This is a genomic window from Herbidospora mongoliensis, from assembly GCF_001570545.1.
GTDB classification, from domain to species: domain Bacteria; phylum Actinomycetota; class Actinomycetes; order Streptosporangiales; family Streptosporangiaceae; genus Herbidospora; species Herbidospora mongoliensis.
On the sequence record NZ_BBXD01000016.1, the window covers coordinates 275,836 to 296,027 of the forward strand.

17 protein-coding genes are annotated in these 20,192 nt (G+C 69.9%); 8 read left to right on the forward strand and 9 right to left on the reverse strand.

What is annotated here, in order from left to right; all coding sequences use genetic code 11:
* Nucleotides 1-17 precede the first annotated feature (17 nt).
* Entirely contained in the window at nt 18-260 is a 243-nt protein-coding gene (locus AW272_RS42300; RefSeq protein ID WP_157518733.1) for a hypothetical protein, read from the forward strand.
* Here the strand turns inward: AW272_RS42300 and AW272_RS24060 are convergent.
* Nucleotides 160-3,378: a transposase gene (locus AW272_RS24060; protein WP_169807614.1), complete on the reverse strand. Its 3,219-nt coding sequence runs from the start codon at nt 3,376-3,378 to the stop codon at nt 160-162. The genes AW272_RS42300 and AW272_RS24060 overlap by 101 nt on opposite strands.
* Nucleotides 3,379-3,921: 543 nt before the next feature.
* Here AW272_RS24060 and AW272_RS24065 point away from each other — a divergent pair.
* Complete coding sequence (locus AW272_RS24065; RefSeq protein WP_157518734.1) at nt 3,922-5,106, forward strand: tol-pal system YbgF family protein; 1,185 nt, start codon at nt 3,922-3,924, stop codon at nt 5,104-5,106.
* On the opposite strand, the gene AW272_RS24070 is transcribed toward AW272_RS24065, so the two are convergent.
* Entirely contained in the window at nt 5,033-5,974 is a 942-nt protein-coding gene (locus AW272_RS24070) for a hypothetical protein (protein ID WP_066369292.1), read from the reverse strand. The two genes, AW272_RS24065 and AW272_RS24070, sit on opposite strands and share 74 nt — an antisense overlap.
* Nucleotides 5,975-6,432: 458 nt before the next feature.
* Nucleotides 6,433-6,837: a MarR family winged helix-turn-helix transcriptional regulator gene (locus AW272_RS24075; RefSeq protein WP_066369295.1), complete on the reverse strand. Its 405-nt coding sequence runs from the start codon at nt 6,835-6,837 to the stop codon at nt 6,433-6,435.
* A 107-nt stretch (nt 6,838-6,944) separates the two neighbouring features.
* Here AW272_RS24075 and AW272_RS24080 point away from each other — a divergent pair, with 107 nt between their 5' ends.
* The 3 genes from AW272_RS24080 to AW272_RS24090 are packed head-to-tail and all read left to right on the forward strand — an operon-like array spanning nt 6,945 to nt 10,065.
* Nucleotides 6,945-8,357, forward strand: coding sequence for an MFS transporter (locus tag AW272_RS24080; protein WP_066369297.1), 1,413 nt, complete (start codon nt 6,945-6,947; stop codon nt 8,355-8,357).
* Nucleotides 8,358-8,395: 38 nt separating this feature from the next.
* Nucleotides 8,396-9,469: an adenosine deaminase gene (locus AW272_RS24085; protein WP_066369299.1), complete on the forward strand. Its 1,074-nt coding sequence runs from the start codon at nt 8,396-8,398 to the stop codon at nt 9,467-9,469.
* Nucleotides 9,466-10,065: a PH domain-containing protein gene (locus tag AW272_RS24090; RefSeq protein WP_157518735.1), complete on the forward strand. Its 600-nt coding sequence runs from the start codon at nt 9,466-9,468 to the stop codon at nt 10,063-10,065. The genes AW272_RS24085 and AW272_RS24090 overlap by 4 nt, the downstream gene beginning before the upstream one ends.
* 48 nt (nt 10,066-10,113) lie before the next feature.
* Here the strand turns inward: AW272_RS24090 and AW272_RS24095 are convergent, their stop codons facing one another.
* Genes AW272_RS24095 through AW272_RS24105 form a run of 3 tightly spaced genes read right to left on the reverse strand, consistent with a single transcriptional unit; the run spans nt 10,114 to nt 13,032 of the window.
* Nucleotides 10,114-11,748 carry a phospho-sugar mutase gene (locus tag AW272_RS24095; protein ID WP_066369306.1) on the reverse strand — a complete coding sequence of 545 codons (1,635 nt, stop codon included), beginning with the start codon at nt 11,746-11,748 and terminating at the stop codon, nt 10,114-10,116.
* A 13-nt stretch (nt 11,749-11,761) separates the two neighbouring features.
* On the reverse strand, nt 11,762-12,562 hold the full coding sequence (locus AW272_RS24100; RefSeq protein WP_066369308.1) for a purine-nucleoside phosphorylase: 801 nt from the start codon (nt 12,560-12,562) through the stop codon (nt 11,762-11,764).
* Between the two features lie 17 nt (nt 12,563-12,579).
* Nucleotides 12,580-13,032: a gamma-glutamylcyclotransferase family protein gene (locus AW272_RS24105; protein ID WP_066369309.1), complete on the reverse strand. Its 453-nt coding sequence runs from the start codon at nt 13,030-13,032 to the stop codon at nt 12,580-12,582.
* A 97-nt stretch (nt 13,033-13,129) separates the two neighbouring features.
* Between AW272_RS24105 and AW272_RS24110 the strand changes: the two genes are divergently transcribed.
* Entirely contained in the window at nt 13,130-14,524 is a 1,395-nt protein-coding gene (locus AW272_RS24110) for an NAD(P)H-quinone dehydrogenase (protein WP_066369310.1), read from the forward strand.
* 93 nt (nt 14,525-14,617) lie between these two features.
* Nucleotides 14,618-15,013 (forward strand): VOC family protein, encoded by a 396-nt coding sequence (locus AW272_RS24115; RefSeq protein ID WP_369408759.1) that lies wholly within the window; start codon nt 14,618-14,620, stop codon nt 15,011-15,013.
* Nucleotides 15,014-15,062: 49 nt separating this feature from the next.
* On the opposite strand, the gene AW272_RS24120 is transcribed toward AW272_RS24115, so the two are convergent.
* The 3 genes from AW272_RS24120 to AW272_RS24130 all read right to left on the reverse strand — a co-directional run bounded on the left by AW272_RS24120 (nt 15,063) and on the right by AW272_RS24130 (nt 19,662).
* Nucleotides 15,063-16,259, reverse strand: coding sequence for a pentapeptide repeat-containing protein (locus tag AW272_RS24120; RefSeq protein ID WP_066369311.1), 1,197 nt, complete (start codon nt 16,257-16,259; stop codon nt 15,063-15,065).
* 142 nt (nt 16,260-16,401) lie between these two features.
* On the reverse strand, nt 16,402-17,766 hold the full coding sequence (locus AW272_RS43490) for a hypothetical protein (protein WP_066369312.1): 1,365 nt from the start codon (nt 17,764-17,766) through the stop codon (nt 16,402-16,404).
* 159 nt (nt 17,767-17,925) lie between these two features.
* Entirely contained in the window at nt 17,926-19,662 is a 1,737-nt protein-coding gene (locus AW272_RS24130) for an acetyl/propionyl/methylcrotonyl-CoA carboxylase subunit alpha (RefSeq protein ID WP_066369313.1), read from the reverse strand.
* Between the two features lie 204 nt (nt 19,663-19,866).
* Between AW272_RS24130 and AW272_RS24135 the strand changes: the two genes are divergently transcribed.
* Nucleotides 19,867-20,139 (forward strand): WXG100 family type VII secretion target, encoded by a 273-nt coding sequence (locus AW272_RS24135; protein ID WP_030451352.1) that lies wholly within the window; start codon nt 19,867-19,869, stop codon nt 20,137-20,139.
* Nucleotides 20,140-20,192: the final 53 nt, after the last annotated feature.

Sequence of the window (20,192 nt, forward strand, 5' to 3'; positions counted from 1 at the left end):
AACCAGGGGGAGTAACCATGACGCACTCCATCTTCGGCTCGTTCGAGGACGAACGCGCCGGCCGCCGCCCCTACGCCGACCCCGACTCCATCACCACCCTGGTCGACTCCTTCCGGCTGTCGGCCGACGACGACGACGTCCACGAGCTGTTCGACCAGCTCAACTTCCACCTGGTCGCGGTGGAGAAGCTGCTGATGTCCTGGTACGCGCGAAAGCACCCGGAGCGCCCCCTGCCGCTTCCGCGCCGACCAACGCCGTGATCGTGCGGGAGTCGGTGTCCGCGCAGACCGCGAGCACGACCGGGTCGCCGACTCCGCCCGCCCAGGCCGTGCATACGGCCAGGTCGCGGGTGTCGGCGGCCCGCGCCTCCAGGCGGGCCGCCTCGGCGACCGCCCGCCGGGCCCGCGCGACCTCGTCCAGCAACGGACGGCAGGCCCGCGCCAGGCCCGCCGTCCGCTGGTCCAGTTCGGCCCGGCTCGCCGCCAGGGCCGCGAGGGTCGTCTCACGGGTCGGTGCCGGCCGCAGCGCCCTCACCCGGGCCTGGGTGAGGTCCCCGGCCGCCGCGAGCAGCCCGACGACGTTGATCCCGGCGGCCAGCGCCGCGCGGACCTCGTCGTCGCGGGCCGTGCGCGCCTCGCCCAGCAGAAGGGCGGCGCGCGCCACCTCGGCGAGCACTCCTTCTCCGGGGCGCTGAGGCGCCCGCAGCAGCAGGTCGGCGCCGAGCCCCTCCAGGATCCGGGCCAGCGCGTACGGGCTGATCCGCGCCACCTCGCACATCGCCGTCACCGTGCGGTGCCCGTCGCGCCAGGCGCGGCGGACGGCGTCCCCGTGCTCGTCCTGCCGATCGCGGACGGCGGCGGCCAGATCGGCGATCCGCGTCAGGAACGCGGCCTCCTGGGTCCGCGCCCGCACGCGCACCTCCCGCCGGACGGCCCGCACCCGGTTCTCGGGCAGCGAACTGACCCGCATCAGGGTGGCCAGACCGGTCACCCCGGCGCGGACGCACGCGCGCAGCGACTCCACGTGCTCCCGGTCGATCGGCTCGGAGACGAAGGGGATCTCGCCTTCCGGTAGGCCGGTCCAGGCGGCGACCAGAGCGGCGTCCGCGGCCCCGGCGGCGTGCAGGGCGGTCAGCGCCGCCCGCAGGGCCTCCCGGGCCTTCTCGCCGGCCTCACGGGCCACGGCGAGATCGGCGGACGCGGCCCGCACGACGTCCAGGAGAGGGCCGGACCGTTCTCTGTGGACGGCCATGCGGCGCGACCGGCGGGCGTGGGTGCGGCACTGGTCGCCCATGACGGCGCGGTTGCCGCACCCGGCAGGCCAGACGCACAGGTAGGGCACCCCGTGCGCGACGACCAGGATGGGCCGCCGGGCCAGGGCGGCGGCCAGCTCCTTGGACTTCCATCCGGCCTCGTCCGAGGCGACCAGGCACAGAGGCCCGTTCGCCTCGTCGAGCAGCAGTTCGGCGAAGGAGACGAGGGTGGCCGCGCGGACCCGGCCGCGATAGCGGGCCTGCGGGTACCAGGCGAACCGGGTCTCACCCGTGCGGTCGAGGGCGACCAGGAGGCTGAGGTCGCCGTCCAGCCGCGCCTCGGCGACGAAGCGGACGGCGGCGCCCGCCCCCGCGTGCGCCAGGTAGCGCGGCAGCGTCTCGACCTCCCAGGGCCCCGGCTCGACCGCCGGGGTGTCCTCGGGCCACAGGCCTCCCTCCCGCAGGGCGGCGAGGGCCTGTGCGGCGTCCACGGGCCGTCCGTACGTCCGGGCCAGCAGGACGGTGAGCGTCCGCACGGTCAGCAGGACGGGCGGGCCCGTCAGGACGAGGTCGCGCAGCCGGTCGCCCGCCGACACCGGCCGCCGCCGGGCGCGTTCCCTGGCGGCGGCGATCCGCACCTGGCGGTCGGCCGTCCCCACGGGGCCGCGCGGCGGGTGTTCCATCTCGAGCGAGGGCGACTCGCCGGGGCCGAGTTCGCGGCGGCGGTGGTAGTGGCGGCGGCACAGCGCCTGGACCGGGTCGCGTTCCGCGATCCGCCAGACCCGTTCGCCGCAGCCGTCCTGCCAGGTGCAGTAGAAGGCGTCGCCGACGGTCGTGGCGGTGGCGTCGAGCTCTCTGGAGTGCCAGCCGGAGTCGTCGGTGACGAGCAGGCACAGCGGGTCGGTGACGTCGTGGCGGAGCCGTGCGGTGAAGTCGGCCAGGGTCGCGGCGCGCATGCGGCCCTGGTAGCGGGCCTCCTCGTACCAGGCGAAGCGGCGTTCACCCCCAGGGGTGACGGCCAGCAGGAGCGTGCGGCCACCCGGCAGCGGGACCTCCTGGACGAACCGCACGGCGCCCGCTCCGGCCTCGGCCTGGAACAGCGGCAGCACGTCGTGGCACCAGCGGCCTACAGAGGGTGACCCCGTGGGCAACACGGGCGGTAGCGGTCCCTCGGGCCACAGGTTCTGCGCGTAGAGGAGGACTTCGGCTTCGCCGGTACTGACCGGATGGCCGAAAACCACGCCGAGCCGTTCGGCCAGCCGCTCCATCGTCCACAGGCCGGCGGAGGGGCCGCGCAGGACGGTCGGGCGCAGATCGGGCGCCGAGGCGGTGGCCCGGACCGGCGCGGGACGGAGCGCCCAGGCGTCGCCGCCCTCGCGCACCCAGACGGTCAGCGGCAGGGCCGCCAGCCCGCGCGCGGACTCGTCGAGGTCGAAGACGGGGTGCTGGGCCGTGATGAGGCAGGTCGGACGGCCCGTCTCCGCCACCAGCCCGGCCGCGAAATCGAGGAACGTCGCCGCGCTCGCGGGCCCGGAGTAGGCCCGGAACAGCAGCGGCCCGCCGGGGATCAGCGCGTAAGCCAGATGGAAGCCGAAAGTGGCGGCCGGGTGGGCCGAGCGGGGCAGCGGGGCGCCGATGTCCACCAGCCCCCCGCGCATCAGCAGCGCGTCCTGTTCCCGTGCTTTCTCTTTTATGAACGCGTAACGCTGTTTCCACAATCGGGCCGAACCGTCCGGCCACGTGACGAGAGAGTGACGCGGCCATAAACCGAGTGAACGCAGCAGTCGGCCGATGCTGGTGAGCGTCAATGAGACGCCGTGGTCCCGGGCGACGAGGTCGTTTACGAGTTCCCGCGTCCACAACCTTCCTGTCAAGCCCGATGACTCCGGATCGGCCAGCAGCGCGGTCGCCAGGTCGTGCAGGCCGTCGGGGGAGAGCGCGGACGGACGCCCCTGCAGCGGGCTGGCCTGCAGCTTCTCCGGCTCGGAGCGGGACTGGCGCAGCCATTCGTAGACCGACGACCGGGACACGCCCATGTTCCGGCTCACCTGGGCGACCCGCTCTCCCGCCTCCACGCGGGTCACGGCGGTGGTGCGCAGGGATGCGAGGAAGGCGCGCCCGTCCACATCCCGCATTCGATGCGGCCGACTTGTCAAACTCTCGTCAATGACCGTGTAATGATCCACGTGCGACCAAATAACACGAATTCACCACTTATGCAATCAGTCTACTCGTCAAGCGAGTCAGGAAATCTGACATAAATGCTCCCTGTCCGGAAGGGGTGCCCTGACCAGCGCCCCGGCGGGTGATTATTCTCCGCCCAAAACCATATTTTCGGTCGAGGCAAGATTGGTATGGCCTGAGAAAGGAACACTGATTAGTCCCGTGAACACGTTTGCTGGTGGTCAAGTTGCTCTGTCACGTCTATGCTCCGTTTGACGCACTTGATCTAGGCGTCGATATACGCACCGTGTTAGGCGAGGAGCACAGTGCCCGAGAAGATCGCTCAACGCGTTCGAGCCGCTCGCCTGCAGAGAGGGTTGTTGCCATTCCAAGTGACGTCCGAACTGGACGCCGACTCGATCGAACGGATTGAAAGCGGAGACCTCGAACCCACCGCGGCCATGATCAGGATCATCGCGCGAGGACTCCACTGCTCCCCTCTGTGGTTGACCGACGGACTTGACCCGCACACGATCGCGGGACTGCGGGCCGAAGCCGCCAAGGCGGGCGCCGCACTGACGGAAGGCCGGTTCGCCGAGGCCAGGGACCGCTACGCCACGCTGCTCCGGCAGCCGTCGCTCGGCATGGTCCCGAACCTGTGGCGGCTGGCCGAGCTCGGCCAGGCCCAGGCGGCCGAACGCGAGGGCGACCTGCCCCAGGTGATCAGCCGGGTGACGCGCCTGCTCGACTCCCACCTCGACGAGCCCTCCGACACACTGGCCCGCTCCAGCGGTCAGTGGACGCAGTTCGTCGACTACCGCGTCCGGCTGGCGACCGTGTTGTGCCGCTGTCATCTTGAGGCGGGCGACATTCCGGCCAGCGTGGCCGTGGGCGAGCGCGCGCTCGACCGTGAGATCGCCGCGGCCGGCTGGACTTCGAGCGTGATCGAACTCGGTTGCGCCCTCGTCGGGACCTACAGCGAGCAGTTCGACCTCGGTTCCCACCCGGAAGAGGCCGGACATGGTTCGCATCTGCGATTGCATCTGCTGCTGAGCGAGCTGACGAGTGCCGCGATAGAGCTCGGAGAGCCCCGCGGACGTATTTCGGTCGCTTGGCAGAACGGAATCGCCGCGGCGAGGTCGGGATTGTCGACAACCGCTCGGGGCCTTTTTGAGCAGGCCCTATCTCTGTACGAAGCGGGTTACCACGATCCGCTCGGCCTGGCCCGCCTGCGGGCGACCGTGGCCGGGGAACTGGTGGGCGCCGATCCGGCGGCGGTCGAGGAGCTCTTCCCGTCGCTCATCCGGGCCCAGGCGGAGCTGGTCGAGGCCGGGGCCGGGATCGTCGACCGGGGGTTCTGCGCCCTCGCGCTGGCCCGTGCCGACATCGTCAGAGGCGATCCGCACCAGGCGATCGACCGGGCCAACGAGGTCGTCAAAGCGATCGGTGAGACCGCCGCGCTGCTGCTCGTTCACGCCTCAGAGGTCATCGCCGAGGCACACCTGCGGCTCGGCGAGACCTGGGAGGCCGAACAGGCCCTCGTGGCCGCCGCCGAGCACTGGGAGACGATGACCTCCCGCGAACGGGCCTCGGCGATGTGGATGCGGGTCGCCGACCTCAGGATCCGGTGCGACGACGTGGAAGGCGGTCGCGCGGCCCTGGACCGGGCGCTCGCCGTGATGGCGGTCTGACCCCGCGCAGCAGGTCGGCCGGCTCGCGCCCCAGATGCCGCAGCACGCAGCACAGGTGCGAATAGACGGCGTCGGCGCGGGGGTAACGGTCGGTGGACGCGGCGCGTTCGTGCGCCTCGAAGGCGGCTATCAGGGATTCCGGGTAGTCGGCGAGGTAGACGCCGGTGATGCGCGGCGCGAACGCCGACAGCTCCCGGTCGAGCTGCCAGTAGTAGGACACCAGGTCGGTGAGCGGCTCACAGGCTTTGACCAGGTCGTCGTGGTTGTCGAAGCGGGGCACCGGGTGGTCGTGGTCGCAGAAGGGCACGTCGTCCTCCGGCGCCGTCTCCGGCTGTCCGGGGTCGAGCGGCACGTCCGGGAACTCGATCTCGCCGTCACCGCCGGTCTCCAGGAGGATCCGGCGGGCCGTGGCGAGTGGCGGGTAGCCGAGCGTCAGGCCGCGCAGGGCCCTCGGCAGCTCCGCGAACGCGTCCACGCCCGCGAAGGTGTGGTTGGCGGGGGATTCCTTGCGATGGGACAGCAGCGCCCATGCGGCCGTCTCAGCGGCTTCGGGGGGCAGGACATCGCGGTAGCAGGCGACGAGGGCGTCCAGTTCGAACAGTTCGCCGTACGTCTCCTCGCGGCCCGCGGTGATGTGCAGGGCGTTGCCGTCGATCCGTTCGCGGTGATATTCCAGGCCCACTCTGCGGGCGCGGGTGCACCAGGCCTGGGCTTCTTCGAGGGGGAGCGTGAACCGGCCGAACGGCTTGCGCCCGGTGAGGAGGGCGCCGGCGATCCAGCGTTCACTCCACCCGGCTCCGTCGTAAGGCGCGGGATCGGCGGGATCTCTGAGCAGTCCCTGGGAAAGGACCTCGTTCCACGGGCTCACTAGAGAACTTCTGAATCCGTTCATGGCGGGCCCGGAGAAATCCCAGATCCGGTATCCGTGCCAGACGGCCAGTATCCGCGTCCAGGAGCCGAACTCGTTTTCCGCCCGCTGTCCGTCGTAAAGGCCGTGTAATGGGTTGCCGAAGTCGTCCTGGAAGGGTCCGGGCTGGCACCGTCCTGCGGGGCTCACCGGCGTTCGATCATCAATTAGGGGCATCCAGCCGCGCACGGGGCCGGGCCTCCTTTCCGCCATAGGGATTGTCAGGCTCCCCACCGGCACCTTCAGAAGCGCGCCGAAACCGAAAAGAATTTTGCCCGATCAACGATCGGTCGCGCAATGCACCAAATTAACCATGGTGGGCAATTTGAGCTGCACGTGCATCTTCACGTGCCTTCGAAATCTATTTTCCCTTTTGTGCGGCCCGAATTCACCGTGCCTTCGAGACCGTTGGGGCAGGATCAGCCGGTGGTGGCCGCTGACTCCGGCTCAAGGTGGGCCCGGAGCACCCGCCGCTGCGTGGGCAGCGCCTCGGAGTGGCGGATACGGCCCGCGTCGGTCAGGTTCACGAAGACCCCGCGCCGGTCGTCGGAGCACATCGACCGCATCACGAACCCGGACTTCTCCAGGCGGGCGATCAGCCGTGACAGGGCGCTCTGGCTCAGGCTCACGCCGGCGGCCAGCTCCTGGACCCGGAACTTCCCGTTGGGGCTCAGGCAGATCCCCTCGACCAGCCGGTCGAGCACCTCGAACTCGCTCACGCCCAGTTCGTGGTGCTCCTGCAGCTCCCGCTCCAGGTCGGACACGATCGCGGCGTGCCTGGCGGAGAGCTCACGCCAGGTCGAGACCACCTCGGTGTCGGTCATCTTCCACTCCTGATTTTCCTTCGCCGCACCATAGCACCGGTGTCAACCACATGCAAATGCATTAATTGCTTGTGCATTGAATGCATGTGCATGTAACGTCCACCCTCATGATGTCTACTCGTGAGGGCCGCTGGGGGGCCTCCCTTTGGGGCGTCCTCATCGTGCTCTGCACCGTCGTCTTCCTCGACGGTCTCGACGTTTCGATGGTCGGCGTCGCCCTGCCGTCCATCCAGGCCGAACTCGGCATGTCGACCCAGGCGCTCCAGTGGGTGGTGAGCGGGTACGTCCTCGGTTACGGCGGCCTGCTGCTCCTCGGCGGACGGACCGCCGATCTGCTGGGACGACGCAGGGTCCTGCTCGTCGCCCTGGGCGTCTTCGCCTTCGCCTCGCTGCTCGGCGGGATCGTCGACAACGGCGCGCTGCTGATCGCGGCCCGGTTCGTCAAGGGCATGTCGGCCGCCTTCACGGCGCCGGCGGCGCTGTCCATCATCACCACGACCTTCGCGGAGGGGCCCGAGCGCAACCGGGCGCTGAGCATCTTCACCGCCTGCGCGGCCAGCGGCTTCTCCCTCGGGCTGATCCTGTCGGGACTGCTGACCGAACTCGGCTGGCGGTGGACCTTCCTGAGCCCGGTCCCGGTCGCCCTCGTCGCGCTGATCGCGGGGGCCCGGCTGCTGCCGAAGTCGGAGGAGCGCAGTGAGGGGGGCTACGACCTCTTCGGGGCGTTCACCATCACCGCCGGGATGCTGCTGCTCGTGTTCACCGTGGTCGAGGCGCCGGAGGTGGCCGTGGGGCGTACCGTCCTGACGGGCCTGGCCGCCGTCGTGCTGCTGGGGCTCTTCGTCTGGTGGGAGCAGCGGGTCAAGCATCCGCTGGTGCGGCTCGGGATCCTCAGGTCGGCGCCGCTCCGCCGTGCCAACCTCGGGCTGGTCATCCTCTTCGGGTCCTACGTCGGGTTCCAGTTCGTGGCCATGCAGTACTTCCAGAACATGCTCGGCTGGTCGGCTCTGGCCACCTCGCTGGCCTTCCTGCCCGCGGGGCTGCTCGTCGCGCTGTTCTCCACCAAGGTCGGGTCGCTGGCCGACAGGTTCGGGACCCAGAAGATCATCCTGGCGGGGGCGGTGTCGCTGGTGCTGGCCTATCTGGTGTTCCTCAACCTCGACATGAGCCCGTCGCTGTGGTTGATCATTCCGGGCATGCTGCTGCTCGGCGGGGCGTTCGCGCTGGCGTTCCCCTCGCTCAACATCCAGGGCACCAACGGAGTTGACGACGCGGAACAGGGGCTCGCGTCGGGGCTCATCAACACCTCCGGCCAGATCGGCGGGGCGGTCGTGCTGGCCATCGTCACAGCCACCCTGACCTCGGGCGTCGGGGGCGACGACCCGTTGGGGTCGACACGTGCGGCGATCGTCATCTCGGCCGTGTTCGCGCTGATCGGGCTGGGGATCGCGATCACCGGGGTGGTGGCCGGGAGGAGGCGGCGTACACCTGTTTCCGAAACGGTTCTGGAGACCGTGTAACAGATCATATTTATGCAGGTCCACGCTAGTATGCCGCAATGACCCTGCCCACTTTTGAGCAGATCCGCCAGGCCCCCAAGGTGCTTCTTCACGATCACCTGGATGGGGGCCTGCGCACGGAGACGATCATCGAGCTGGCCCGCGAGACCGGCTACGACAGACTGCCCTCCACCGATGCCGCCGAGCTGGCCGCGTGGTTCCGCGCGTCGGCCGACTCGGGGTCGCTGGAGCGCTACCTGGAGACCTTCGCCCACACCGTGGGCGTCATGCAGACCCGCGAGGCGCTGATCAGGGTGGCCGCGGAGTGCGCGGAGGATCTCGCCAACGACGGAGTGGTCTACGCCGAGGTCCGCTACGCGCCCGAACAGCACACCGAGCGCGGGCTGACCCTCGACGAGATCGTCCAGGCGGTCAACGAGGGGTTCCGGCTCGGGTCCGAAGGACGCGGGATCCGGGTCGGGGCGCTGCTCACGGCCATGCGGCACCAGGCCAGGTCGATGGAGATCGCCGAGCTGGCGGTGCGCTACCGCGACGTCGGGGTCGTCGGGTTCGACATCGCCGGGGCCGAGGCGGGCTATCCGCCCACGCGGCACATCGACGCCTTCGAATACCTGCAGCGGGAGAACGCCCACTTCACCATCCACGCCGGTGAGGGGTTCGGGCTGCCGTCGATCTGGCAGGCCATCCAGTGGTGCGGGGCCGATCGGCTCGGCCACGGTGTGCGGATCATCGACGACATCACCGTCTCCGGAGGCGACACCAAGCTGGGCCGGCTCGCCGCCTACGTGCGCGACATGCGGATCCCGCTGGAGATGTGCCCGACGTCCAACATCCAGACCGGGGCGGCCGACTCGATCGCCGACCACCCGATCGGGCTGCTGCGCCGGCTCCAGTTCCGGGTCACCGTCAACACCGACAACCGGTTGATGAGCGGCACCTCGGTGACCAAGGAGTTCGCCCAGCTCGTCGAGGCCTTCGGTTACGGCTGGGACGACCTCCAGTGGTTCACGGTCAACGCCATGAAATCGGCCTTCATCCCGTTCGATGACCGGCTCGCGCTGATCAACGGGGTGATCAAGCCGGGATTCGCACAGTTGAAGTGGCGCGGATGACCTTCCGTTCGAAGACGGCCTGGTTCTTCGGCTGGGCGTGGCTCGTGTTCGTCGCGATCAACACGGTCGACCTGATCGTGCGCGGCACCCTGCCGTCGGCGCTGGTCGTGGGAGCCTTCCTCGGGCTCGTCACCTGGATGACCTACTTCCTGGCGCTGCGGCCGGCGACGATCACCGAGCAGGGTGGCCTGCGGGTCCGCAACCCCTTCCGCACCGCCTACCTGCCGTGGTCGGCCATCGACGAGGTCTCCGTGACCGGCGCGATCACGATCACCGCGGGTGAGCTGACCGTCCGCTGCTGGACGCCCATGCCCACCGCACGCGAGCGGGCCAAGAGCCTGCGGCAGCAGGACCGCCAGGTCAAGCGGGGCCGCTACCCGACCTCAGAGGTGACCCTGTCGAAGGGCGAGCAGGCCGCCCGCGAGGCGATGGCCGGACGCACCCACGCCGACTGGGTGGCCGACCAGATCAGGGAAGCGGCCACGGTCAGGAAGCGCCAGTCCACCGGCGAGCCGACCGTGACGTGGGCGATCGACTCGATCGCGGCGACGGTGGCGATGGTCGCCCTGGCCGTCGCCGCGATCCTGGCGCTTTAAGCGGGGTGCGGCGATGGTCATGTGAGCCACCGCCGCAGACAGCGCGCTTCAGAGCGAGAGCGCCTCGCGCAGGTCGGCTTTCAGCGCCTCGATCTGCTCCGCCGCCGCTGCTCTCGTCGCGACGATCTCCGTCACCGGGAGCACCAGCTCCAGGTAGCACTTGAGCTTCGGCTCGGTGCCGCTCGGCCGGATCACCACCCGGCCGCCGCCGGACAGCCGATAGCGCAGGCCGTCGGTCGGGGGCAGGTCGGGGGAGCCCGCCGCCAGGTCGTCGATCGACTCGACGGCCCGTCCGCCCAGCTCGACGGGCGGGTCGGCGCGGAGCCGGGACATCGCGCCGGTGATCTGGGACAGGTCGTCGACGCGGAAGGAGAGCTGGCTGGTGGCGTGCAGGCCGTAGCGGAGCGCCTGGTCGTCGAGCAGGTCGGTCAGGCTCAGGCCGCGCTGCTTGGCCTCGGCGGCGATGCCCGCGACGGTCAGGGCCGCGCCGATGCCGTCCTTGTCGTGAACGGGCAGGCCCTCGTCGGAGCCGACGCTGTAGCCCAGCGCCTCCTCGTAGCCGAAGATCAGCCCGCTGCCGGCTTTCATGATCCACTTGAAGCCGGTCAGGGTCTCGCGGTGCCGTACGCCATAAGCCTCGGCGATCCGCCCGAGCAGCGACGACGACACGATCGTGGAGGCCACCAGGCGGTCGGGGGCGCTCGTCGAGCGCAGCACGTGTTCGGCCAGCAGGCCGCCCACCTCGTCACCGGTGAGCATCCGGAACGTGCCATCGGCCTGGCGGGCGCCCACGGCGCAGCGGTCGGCGTCGGGGTCGTTGGCGATCACCAGGTCGGCGCTGACGGCCGACGCGGAGGCGAGTTCCAGGGCCAGGTCCATGGCGCCCGGCTCCTCCGGGTTCGGGAACGCCACGGTCGGGAAGTCGGGGTCGGGGCGTGACTGCACCCCGACGCTCATCGGCGAGGCGAACCCCGCCTGCATGAACGCCTGCCCCAGCGTGGTCCCGCCGACGCCGTGCAGGGGGGTGTACGCCACCCTGAGCTCGCGCGCCGTCCCGAGCGGCAACGAGATCAGCGCCTCGATGTAGGGCGTCAGGATGTCGCGGGCCGACAGGATCGCCCACTCCTCGCCGAGCGGGAGCTCGTCGACCCGGCCGGCAGCGTCGATCGCGGCGGAGATCTCCGCGTCGACCGGCGGGATGATCTGGGCGCCGTCGCCCCAGTAGACCTTGTAACCGTTGTCGCGCGGCGGGTTGTGCGATGCCGTGACCATGACCCCGGCGTCGGCCTTCAGATGGCGCACCGCGAAGGCCAGCACCGGCGTCGGGTAGAGGCCGCCCATCAGCGAGACCGTCAGGCCCGCGCCGGTCAGGACGGCGGCGGTGTCCCGCGCGAACACGTCGGAGTTGTGCCGCGCGTCGTAACCGACGACCACGTGACGGCCCGGCCCCAGCACGCTCGCGAGGCCCGCCGCCGCGCGCATCACGGTCACCCGGTTCATCCGGTTGGGGCCCGCGCCCAGTTCGCCGCGCAGACCGGCCGTGCCGAACTCCAGTTTCGTGCCGAACCGGTCGGTCAGCCCGTCGTCGTCGCCCGATTCCAGCAGCGACTCCAGTTCCGCCCGGGTCACCGGGTCGGGGTCCTGGCCGAGCCATTCCCGTGCGAGTGTCGTCAGATCGTTCATCGCCGTCCCCGATTTAGAGCTTGCCGACGACCTGGCTCAGCAGGCCGCCCATCCGCTGCGCGGTGGCCCGGCCGACCTCAAGGACCTCCTCGTGGTTCAGCGGCTCCCCGACGAGCCCGGCGCCCGGATTGGTGACCAGCGACAGCGCCAGCACCTCCGCGCCGGCCTGCCGGGCCGCGATGGCCTCCAGCACAGTCGACATGCCGATCAGATCCCCGCCAAGGGTGCGGAGCATGCGAATCTCGGCCGGAGTCTCATAAGTCGGACCCCGGAACGCGACGTACACGCCCTCGGCCAGGGAAGAGTCGGTCTCCCTGGCCAGCGTACGCAGCCGCTTGGAGTAGACCTCGGTCAGGTCGAGGAAGGTCGCGCCGGTCAGCGGGTTCGCGCCGGTCATGTTGATGTGGTCGCTGATCAGGACCGGGTCGCCCACGTTCTGGGTCTCCGGCCGCAGACCGCCGGCGGCGTTGGTCAGCACGACCACCTGAGCCCCGGCCGCGCAGGCGGTCCGGACCCCGTGGACGACCGGCTCGACGCCGAGTCCTTCATAGAGGTGGGTGCGGCCCAGGAAGATCAGGACGTTCTGGCCATTAGATGCTTTGACGGCTCGGATCCGCCCCGCGTGGCCCTCGACGGCCGGAGGCGCGAAACCGGGCAGATCGGTCGAAGGAAACTCGGCCAGGGGCTCGCCGATGGCGTCGGCGGCCGGCACCCAGCCGGACCCCATCACGAGCGCGACGTCGAACGCGTCGACACCCGTCTTCGCGCGCAGCGCGGACGCCGCCTCGGCGGCCAGGGAAAAAGCGTTACTCACGCTCCTGAGCGTACAGATCAGTCACCGAGGGACTTACAGGGACGGGCACGCAGTTCGTGGACGTAGTCATCGGGTGCCCCCGCCTTCTCGGCGGCATCGGCGATGATGCCGAGATAACGCGCCGAGGGAAGGCCGCCCTCATAGGAGTCGACCACGTAGAACCAGGCCAGCACGTCGCCGTCGAGCGTGGCCACCCGCAGCCGGATCTTCTTGTAAAGCCCCAGGTCGAGGCCTGTCCACTGGTCGAGCGACGGTTCGTCCCACTCGGGGACGTCGTAGAGGACGATGAACACCTGCGCGCCGTCGTCTTCGACCACGGTGGCCAGCGGACCCGCCCAGCCGACCTCTTCACCGCCGAAGGTGAGCCGCCAGCCTGTCAGCCAGCCGGTTCCCCTCATCGGCGAGTGGGGCGCCCGCTCAGCCATCTGCTTCGGATCCATGTTGCTGCCATAGGCGGCGTATACAGGCACCTCGTCAGCCTAAACCAAGATCGCCCGCAGGACCGGCCGTGGCGGTTCCACGTAGTCGTGCCGTTACCACCTTCCTGGGTACGGAAGAATGGGACATGTGACAAGGATCGCGATCATCGGCGGCGGCCCCGGCGGATACGAGGCGGCCCTGGTCGCCGCCCAACTAGGGGCGCGGGTCACCGTGGTCGAAGAAGAGGGCCCGGGTGGCGCCTGCGTGCTGACCGACTGCGTCCCGTCCAAGACCATGATCGCGACCTCGGTCCGCAAACAGGCCCTGGTCGACGGAACCTCGCTGGGCGTCCACTTCACCGGCGGCCCCGACGGAGACGTGGGCGGCGCCGTGGCCGACATGCCCGTGGTGAACAAGCGTGTCAAGGAACTGGCCCGAGCCCAGTCGGCCGACATCGCGGCCCGTCTCGCCGCCGAGAACGTCGAGGTCGTCCGGGCCCGCGGGCGTCTGGTGGAACCCGGCACCGTCCGCGCCGGCGACCGGACCATCCGGGCCGACGTCGTGATCGTGGCCACCGGGGCCACACCGCGCGTCCTGTCCACCGCCGAGCCCGACGGCGAGCGCATCCTGACCTGGCGGCAGATGTACGACATCGACGAGCTGCCCGAGAAGCTGATCGTCGTCGGATCGGGCGTGACCGGCGCCGAGTTCGCCGGTGCCTACATGTCGCTGGGCTCCGAGGTCACCCTGGTCTCCTCGCGCGACCGCATGATGCCCAACGAAGACGCCGACGCGGCCGAGGTCCTCGAAGAGGTCTACCGGCGGCGCGGCATGAACGTGATGGGCCGCTCGCGCGCCTCCTCCGTCAAACGGACCGCCGACGGCGTGGTGGTGACCCTCGAAGACGGGCGCACCGCCGAGGGGACCCACTGCCTGATGACCGTCGGGATGGTGCCCAACACGTCCGGCATGGGGCTCGAAGACAACGGAGTCCGGCTCGACCGCAACGGCTTCATCGAGGTCGACAAGGTCTCCCGGACCTCCGCCCCCGGCGTCTACGCGGCCGGCGACTGCACCGGGGTGCTCATGCTCGCCTCCGTCGCCGCCATGCAGGGCCGGATCGCGGTGTGGCACGCCCTGGGCGAGGCCGTCCAGCCGATCCGGCTGGCCACGGTGGCCTCCAACATCTTCACCGACCCGGAGATCGCGGCGGTCGGGGTGACCCAGAAGCAGGTCGAGAACAAGGAAGTCGACGCCAAGGTGGTCAAACTGCCCCTGGCCACCAACGCGCGGGCCAAGATGCAGGGCTTCCACGACGGCTTCATCAAGATGTTCTGCCGCCCCAACACCGGCATCATCCTCGGCGCGGTGGTCGTCGCCCCCCGCGCCTCCGAGCTGATCCTGGCCCTGTCGGTGGCGGTCCAGCACCGGCTGACGGTCGACCAGCTCGCCCACACGTTCGCGGTCTATCCGTCGCTGTCGGGCTCCATCACCGAGGCCGCGCGCCGGCTGATGTCCCCGCTCACCGCTGCGGACATTTAGTTTCTTTACAGCTCCCGCCGGACACGCCGGCCATCCGCCGGATTGTCAGACCCGATGCCTAGGTTGAGGGCATGACGATTCAGCGGATGGACCATGTCAGCCTTGTCGTCGGAGACCTCACGGCGGTTCACCAGGCTCGGCATGGAGGTGGAGGGCACGGCGCCCATCGAGGGGCCGTGGGTGGACGCGATCAACGGCATCGACGGCCTTCGGGCCGAGATCACGATGATGGGGACCCCTGACGGCCACGGCAAGATCGAGCTGACCAAGTTCCACTCGCCGGCGGCGGTCAGCCACGGAGACCAGGCGATGCCCAACGCTCTGGGCATCCGCAGCATCATGTTCCTCGTCGACGACCTCGACGAGACCCTCGCCCGGCTGGACGCCGAACTGGTGGGCGAGGTGGCCCAATATGTGGATGCCTATCGGCTCTGCTACGTCCGGGGCCCCGAGGGCGTCATCGTTTCCTTGGCCCAGCAACTGAGCTGAGCCGCCATCGCGGGGCGCAGTCCGGCAAGGCTCGTTTTGTCGGAAGCTCTTAGCGTGGCAGTACCGACCGCACCCGCTGCAGGGCCAGCCGCCCGTGGTGGACCGCCGCCGCGGCCGCGTGGAGTTCCTCCGGCGTCCGGGCCAGGTAGAGGGCCTGCTTGGCCGCCTCGTAGGCGTCGAGCGCCGCCCGCCAATCTTGGCTCGGGCCGCTGACCGCGTTGACCTTCATGTCGAAGTCGAGGGTGTCGATCTCCTCGCCCAGCCGGGTCACGTCCTCTTCGGCCACGCGGCGGGCGAGGGCGAAGTTGGTGTCGCTGCGGCGGGTGCGCTGGTGGCTCAGGCCCCAGACGATCAAGGTCAGGCTCAGCCCGAGGGCGCCGGCCAGGATGATCAGCAGGGCGGGAGACATGCCCAGGATCCGGGGCGGCATGTTGCGGCTGGTCGGAGGGGTGGTCGGGTCGTCGCCGGAGCCGGTGTCGCCGGTGAAGGGCTCCTGCGGAGTGCCTTCGGGCACGTCGTTCGCGCCGCCCCTGGCGCCGTTCAGGTTCACGTCGTCGGCCTGGATGAAGCTGGCGCCCTCGATCACGGCGCCGGTGAAGTCGGCGCCCTGGAGTTCGGCCTGGGTGAACTCGGCCTCGGTCAGGTCGGCGTTCTTGAAGATCGCGTGCTGCAGCCCGCCCTGGCCGAACTTGGCCTCCTTCAGCTTGGCCCCGGTGAAGTCGGCCGTCCGGCCCTTGACCTGGCCGAGCGTGGCCTCGTTGAGGTCGGCGCCGACCAGCTTGGCGTTGGTCAGGGTGACCTGGCCCAGGTTGGCCCTGGTCATGATCGCCTTGGACAGGTCGGCGTGCGGGAACTCGGCCTGGGCCCCTTCGACGTCGATCATGATCGCGCCCCGCAGGTCGGCCTGCTTGGCCCGCAGCTGCCCCAGGTCGGCCGAGGTCAGGTCGGCGCCCCGGAGGTCGGCGTACTCCAGGTAGGCCTGGGTGAAGTCGGCCTCCTTCATGGAGGCGTTGCGGAGAATCGCGCCGGTCAGGTCCTTCTGGGTGAAGTCGACCTCGTCAAGCTTGGCGCCGGTCAGGTCCGCGCAGCGGAGGTTGTCCGGCAGCTGGCGGCCGTTGGTGAAGTCGGCGCCGCGCAGCTTGGGCCCGGAGCCCTTCTGACAGGGCGCCGCCGTGGCCTGGGCGGCGGTGGCCGGGACGGCGAGGACCAGGGAGAAAGCGAACAGCGAAGCGACGACGGCACGCACGGGAAACAGCCTCCTGAGGGGATGCTCCGAGTTTCTCACGCACCCTTTCGCCCCGCTTGCAGTCATCTTGAACAACCTGGCCCCATGGAAAGGCCCCGCGGACCTCCGGGAGGTCGCGGGGCCAAGCCCTGAATCGGGCGGTCTACCAGTCGCCGCCACCGAAGTCGCCGCCACCGAAATCGGAGCCGCCCCAGTCGCCGCCGCCACCGAAGTCGCCACCGCCGCCGAGGTCACCCCCGCCGTCGGCCGCCGCGCCGTTGGCATAACCGGCGCCGTAGCCCCCGTAGCCGAAGCCGCCGAAGGCGCCGCCGAGCATCGTGCCGACGAGCATGCCGGTCAGCAGGCCGTCGAAACCGCCGTAGTAGCCGTTGGCGTAGGGCTGGTAGGCCGGACCGGCCGCCCAGTAGGGCGCCCGCTGGCCGTTGGGCAGCACGACCTCGCGCATCTCCGGGTCGAAACCGCGCTCGATCGCGCTCGCGTCCATCGCGCAGGCCGGGACGTCGCGCAGCGCGCCACCGGGCGGGGCCCAGCGGACGTTGCGCACCGACGGGCCGTGCTGGGGGTTGAAGAAGCAGGGCGGCAGCCGCTCGGGGAGCGGCAGCTGGTTGACCTTGGCCTTCACGACGGCCAGGGCGTAGCGGCCGTCTTCCAGGGTGGCGGTGACGTCGCGCAGTTCGTCGGCCCGCTTGACCTGGGTGAGCTGTGACTTGGCCTTCTCGTAGGAGTCGAGGGCGTGCTGCCAGTCGTGGTCGGTGCCCGCGGCCGGGAGCATCTTCGCGTCGAGGTCGAGCGAGGTGATCTCCTCGCCGAACTTGGTGACGTCTTCTTCGACGGTGTGCAGGACGGCCTTGAGCTCAGCGGCTTCCTTCTCCTCGCGCCGGCGCTTGTTCCGCCGGGCGACCAGCCAGATGCCGCCGCCGCCGACCACGGCGATGACGCCGAGGGTGACCCAGACGCCGGCATTGCCGCTGATCGTGTCACCGGGCTTCAGCGGCGCGGTGCGGTTGCCGCCGAGGTACATCTCGGCCCGGTTCGTGAACTCCTGCATGACGGCGACCGGGTCGCCGACATGGGCGTTGGCCGATTCGTTGGCCATCCGGCCCGCCGCGTTCTGCGGGAAGGCGGTGCTGCCGCCGAACAGGGTCGTGCCGTCGATGACGGCCACGGTCGCCGCCGAACGGCCGTTCTTGTCGAGCTCCGTGAGGAGGCTCGGGATGAACTGGGCGACGTTGGAGCGGTTCACGGTGCCCTCAGGGAGCGCGACCGCGTAGATCGGATATTTGGCGTCGTCGAGCGTCTTGGTGATCTCCGACTGCTGCGCACTCGTCAGGGGAGACCCGCTCACCGTGAACAGCGGGCTGGTCTTCCACGCGCCGATCACCGTGGCCGCGTCGGGGGGCGCCGCAGCGGCCCCTGCCGGGGGGCTCACCAGGAATAGGGCGGACAGACCGATGAACAGTGCCCCGATGACTGCCCCGAGGCGGCCTAGCGGGTGGGATTTTGTCACGATTCGGGCCTCCTTCGCCCTTCAGGACGAACGGCGTTGCGCGATGGTTCCGCTGACCTCCACCGTATCCGCCCGCACACCGCGCTACGCGCGCGGATTCCCTTCGCTGCCAGGGATGTCCGCCTTGTCAGCCCTGTGTCCGCTCTGTGCGAAATCGGGTCAGGCGTCCTTGATCTCGCAGATGACCGACCCGGCGGTGACCGTCTGCCCCACCCCGGCGGCCAGCCCGGTGATCACGCCCGCCTTGTGGGCGGTCAGCGGCTGCTCCATCTTCATGGCCTCCAGGACCACGATCGTGTCGCCCGCGGCCACCGCCTCGCCGTCCCCGGCGACGACCTTGACGATCGTCCCCTGCATGGGGCTGACCAGCGAATCTCCCGAGGCCGCCGCCTTCTTGGCGGCTCCGCCGGCTCGTTTCGGAGCCTTCTGTACGGATCTCGCCACCCCGCCCATCGAAGGCAGCACCACCTCGAGCCGCTTGCCGCCGACCTCGACGGTGATCCGCTCACGGGCGCCCGGTTCGGCCGCCTCCTGAACGCCGTCGTAGGGCGGGATGTCGTTCACGAACTCGGTCTCGATCCACCGCGTGTGCACCGAGAACGGCTCGGAGACGAACGCCGGATCGCTCACGATCTTCCGGTGGAACGGGATGACCGTGGGCATCCCGTCGATCTCGAACTCGGCCAGGGCCCGGCGGGCCCGCTCCAGCGCCTGGGTCCGCGTCGCGCCCGTCACGATCAGCTTCGCGACCAGGGAGTCGAACGACTGCGGAACCGTCATCCCGGCCTCGTAGCCGGAGTCGAGCCGGACCCCCGGCCCCGACGGGGTGCGCATCGCGGTCAGCGTGCCGGGGGCGGGCAGGAAGCCGCGCCCGCCGTCCTCGGCGTTGATCCGGAACTCGAACGAGTGCCCGCGCAGGTGCGGGTCGCCGTAGCCGAGGGTCTCCCCGTCGGCGATGCGGAACATCTCGCGGACCAGGTCGATGCCGGACACCTCCTCGGTGACCGGGTGCTCCACCTGGAGCCGGGTGTTGACCTCCAGGAAGGAGATCGTGCCGTCCTGCCCGACGAGGAACTCGCAGGTCCCCGCCCCCACGTAACCGGCTTCGCGGAGGATGGCCTTCGAGCTGTCGTACAGGATGACCATCTGCTCTTCGGTCAGGAACGGCGCGGGCGCCTCCTCGACGAGCTTCTGGTGGCGGCGCTGGAGCGAGCAGTCGCGGGTCGAGACGACGACCACGTTGCCGTGACTGTCGGCCAGGCACTGGGTCTCGACGTGGCGCGGACGATCGAGGTAACGCTCGACGAAACACTCGCCCCGGCCGAACGCGGTGACGGCTTCGCGCACCGCGGATTCGTACAGATCCGGAATCTCCTCCATCGTCCGGGCCACCTTCAGGCCGCGACCGCCCCCGCCGAAGGCCGCCTTGATCGCGATCGGCAGCCCGTTCCCGGCCGCGAACGCGACGACCTCGTCCACCCCGCTCACCGGATCGGAGGTGCCGGCCACCAGGGGAGCGCCCACGCGCTGGGCGATGTGCCGGGCCTGCACCTTGTCGCCCAGTGCGTCGATCGCCGAGGGAGGCGGGCCGATCCACGTCAGCCCCGCGTCGATGACCGCCTGCGCGAAATCGGCGTTCTCCGCCAGGAACCCATAACCGGGATGAACCGCATCGGCCCCCGTCCGACGGGCCACGGCCAGCAGCTTCTCCACGTCCAAGTAGGTCTCCGCCGAGGTCTGGCCACCCAGCGCGTGCGCCTCGTCGGCCACCCTCGCGTGCAGGGCGTCCAGATCCTGGTCGGCGTACACCGCGACGCTCGCCAGACCCGCGTCCGCGCAGGCACGGGCGATGCGAACGGCGATCTCACCCCGATTGGCGATCAGGACCTTCTCCACCGGGAGCTCCTCACACTCGACCTGAAATTGGAGTGTATGGATGCCTTCGTCATCACTGCCCGGCGACCCGGTTCTGTGCGGGTATTTCACCGTTGAGCTGCCGAAATCAGCCCCGTCTTATAGCGACTGCGCATAACCGGTGCTCAGGGCCGGTGTGGCGTCTACCGTGAGGGCGCCATATCGGTGTCCGTGAAGGGAAAAAAGATGAGTCAGAGCTTGCTCGGCGGTGACCCGGCGGAAATGCAGACCATGGCCGCCCAGTTCACCCAGCAGGCCGACCAGGTCCGCGCCACGATGGCCACCCTCGACCGCGAGGCCGCCAAGGTCGGCTCGGTCTGGACCGGCCCAGGTGCGGAACGGTTCCGCGACGCGTGGCAGAACTACCGGGCAGCCTTCCAGCGCATGTCGGAGGAGCTCAACGAGGCATCCCGGACGATCAACACGTACCGAGGCAACATCGAGTCCGCCACCCGATAGAAGGGGGCGTGGTTCCACGCGCCGGGAACCACGCCTTTCCTCTCTCCTCGATC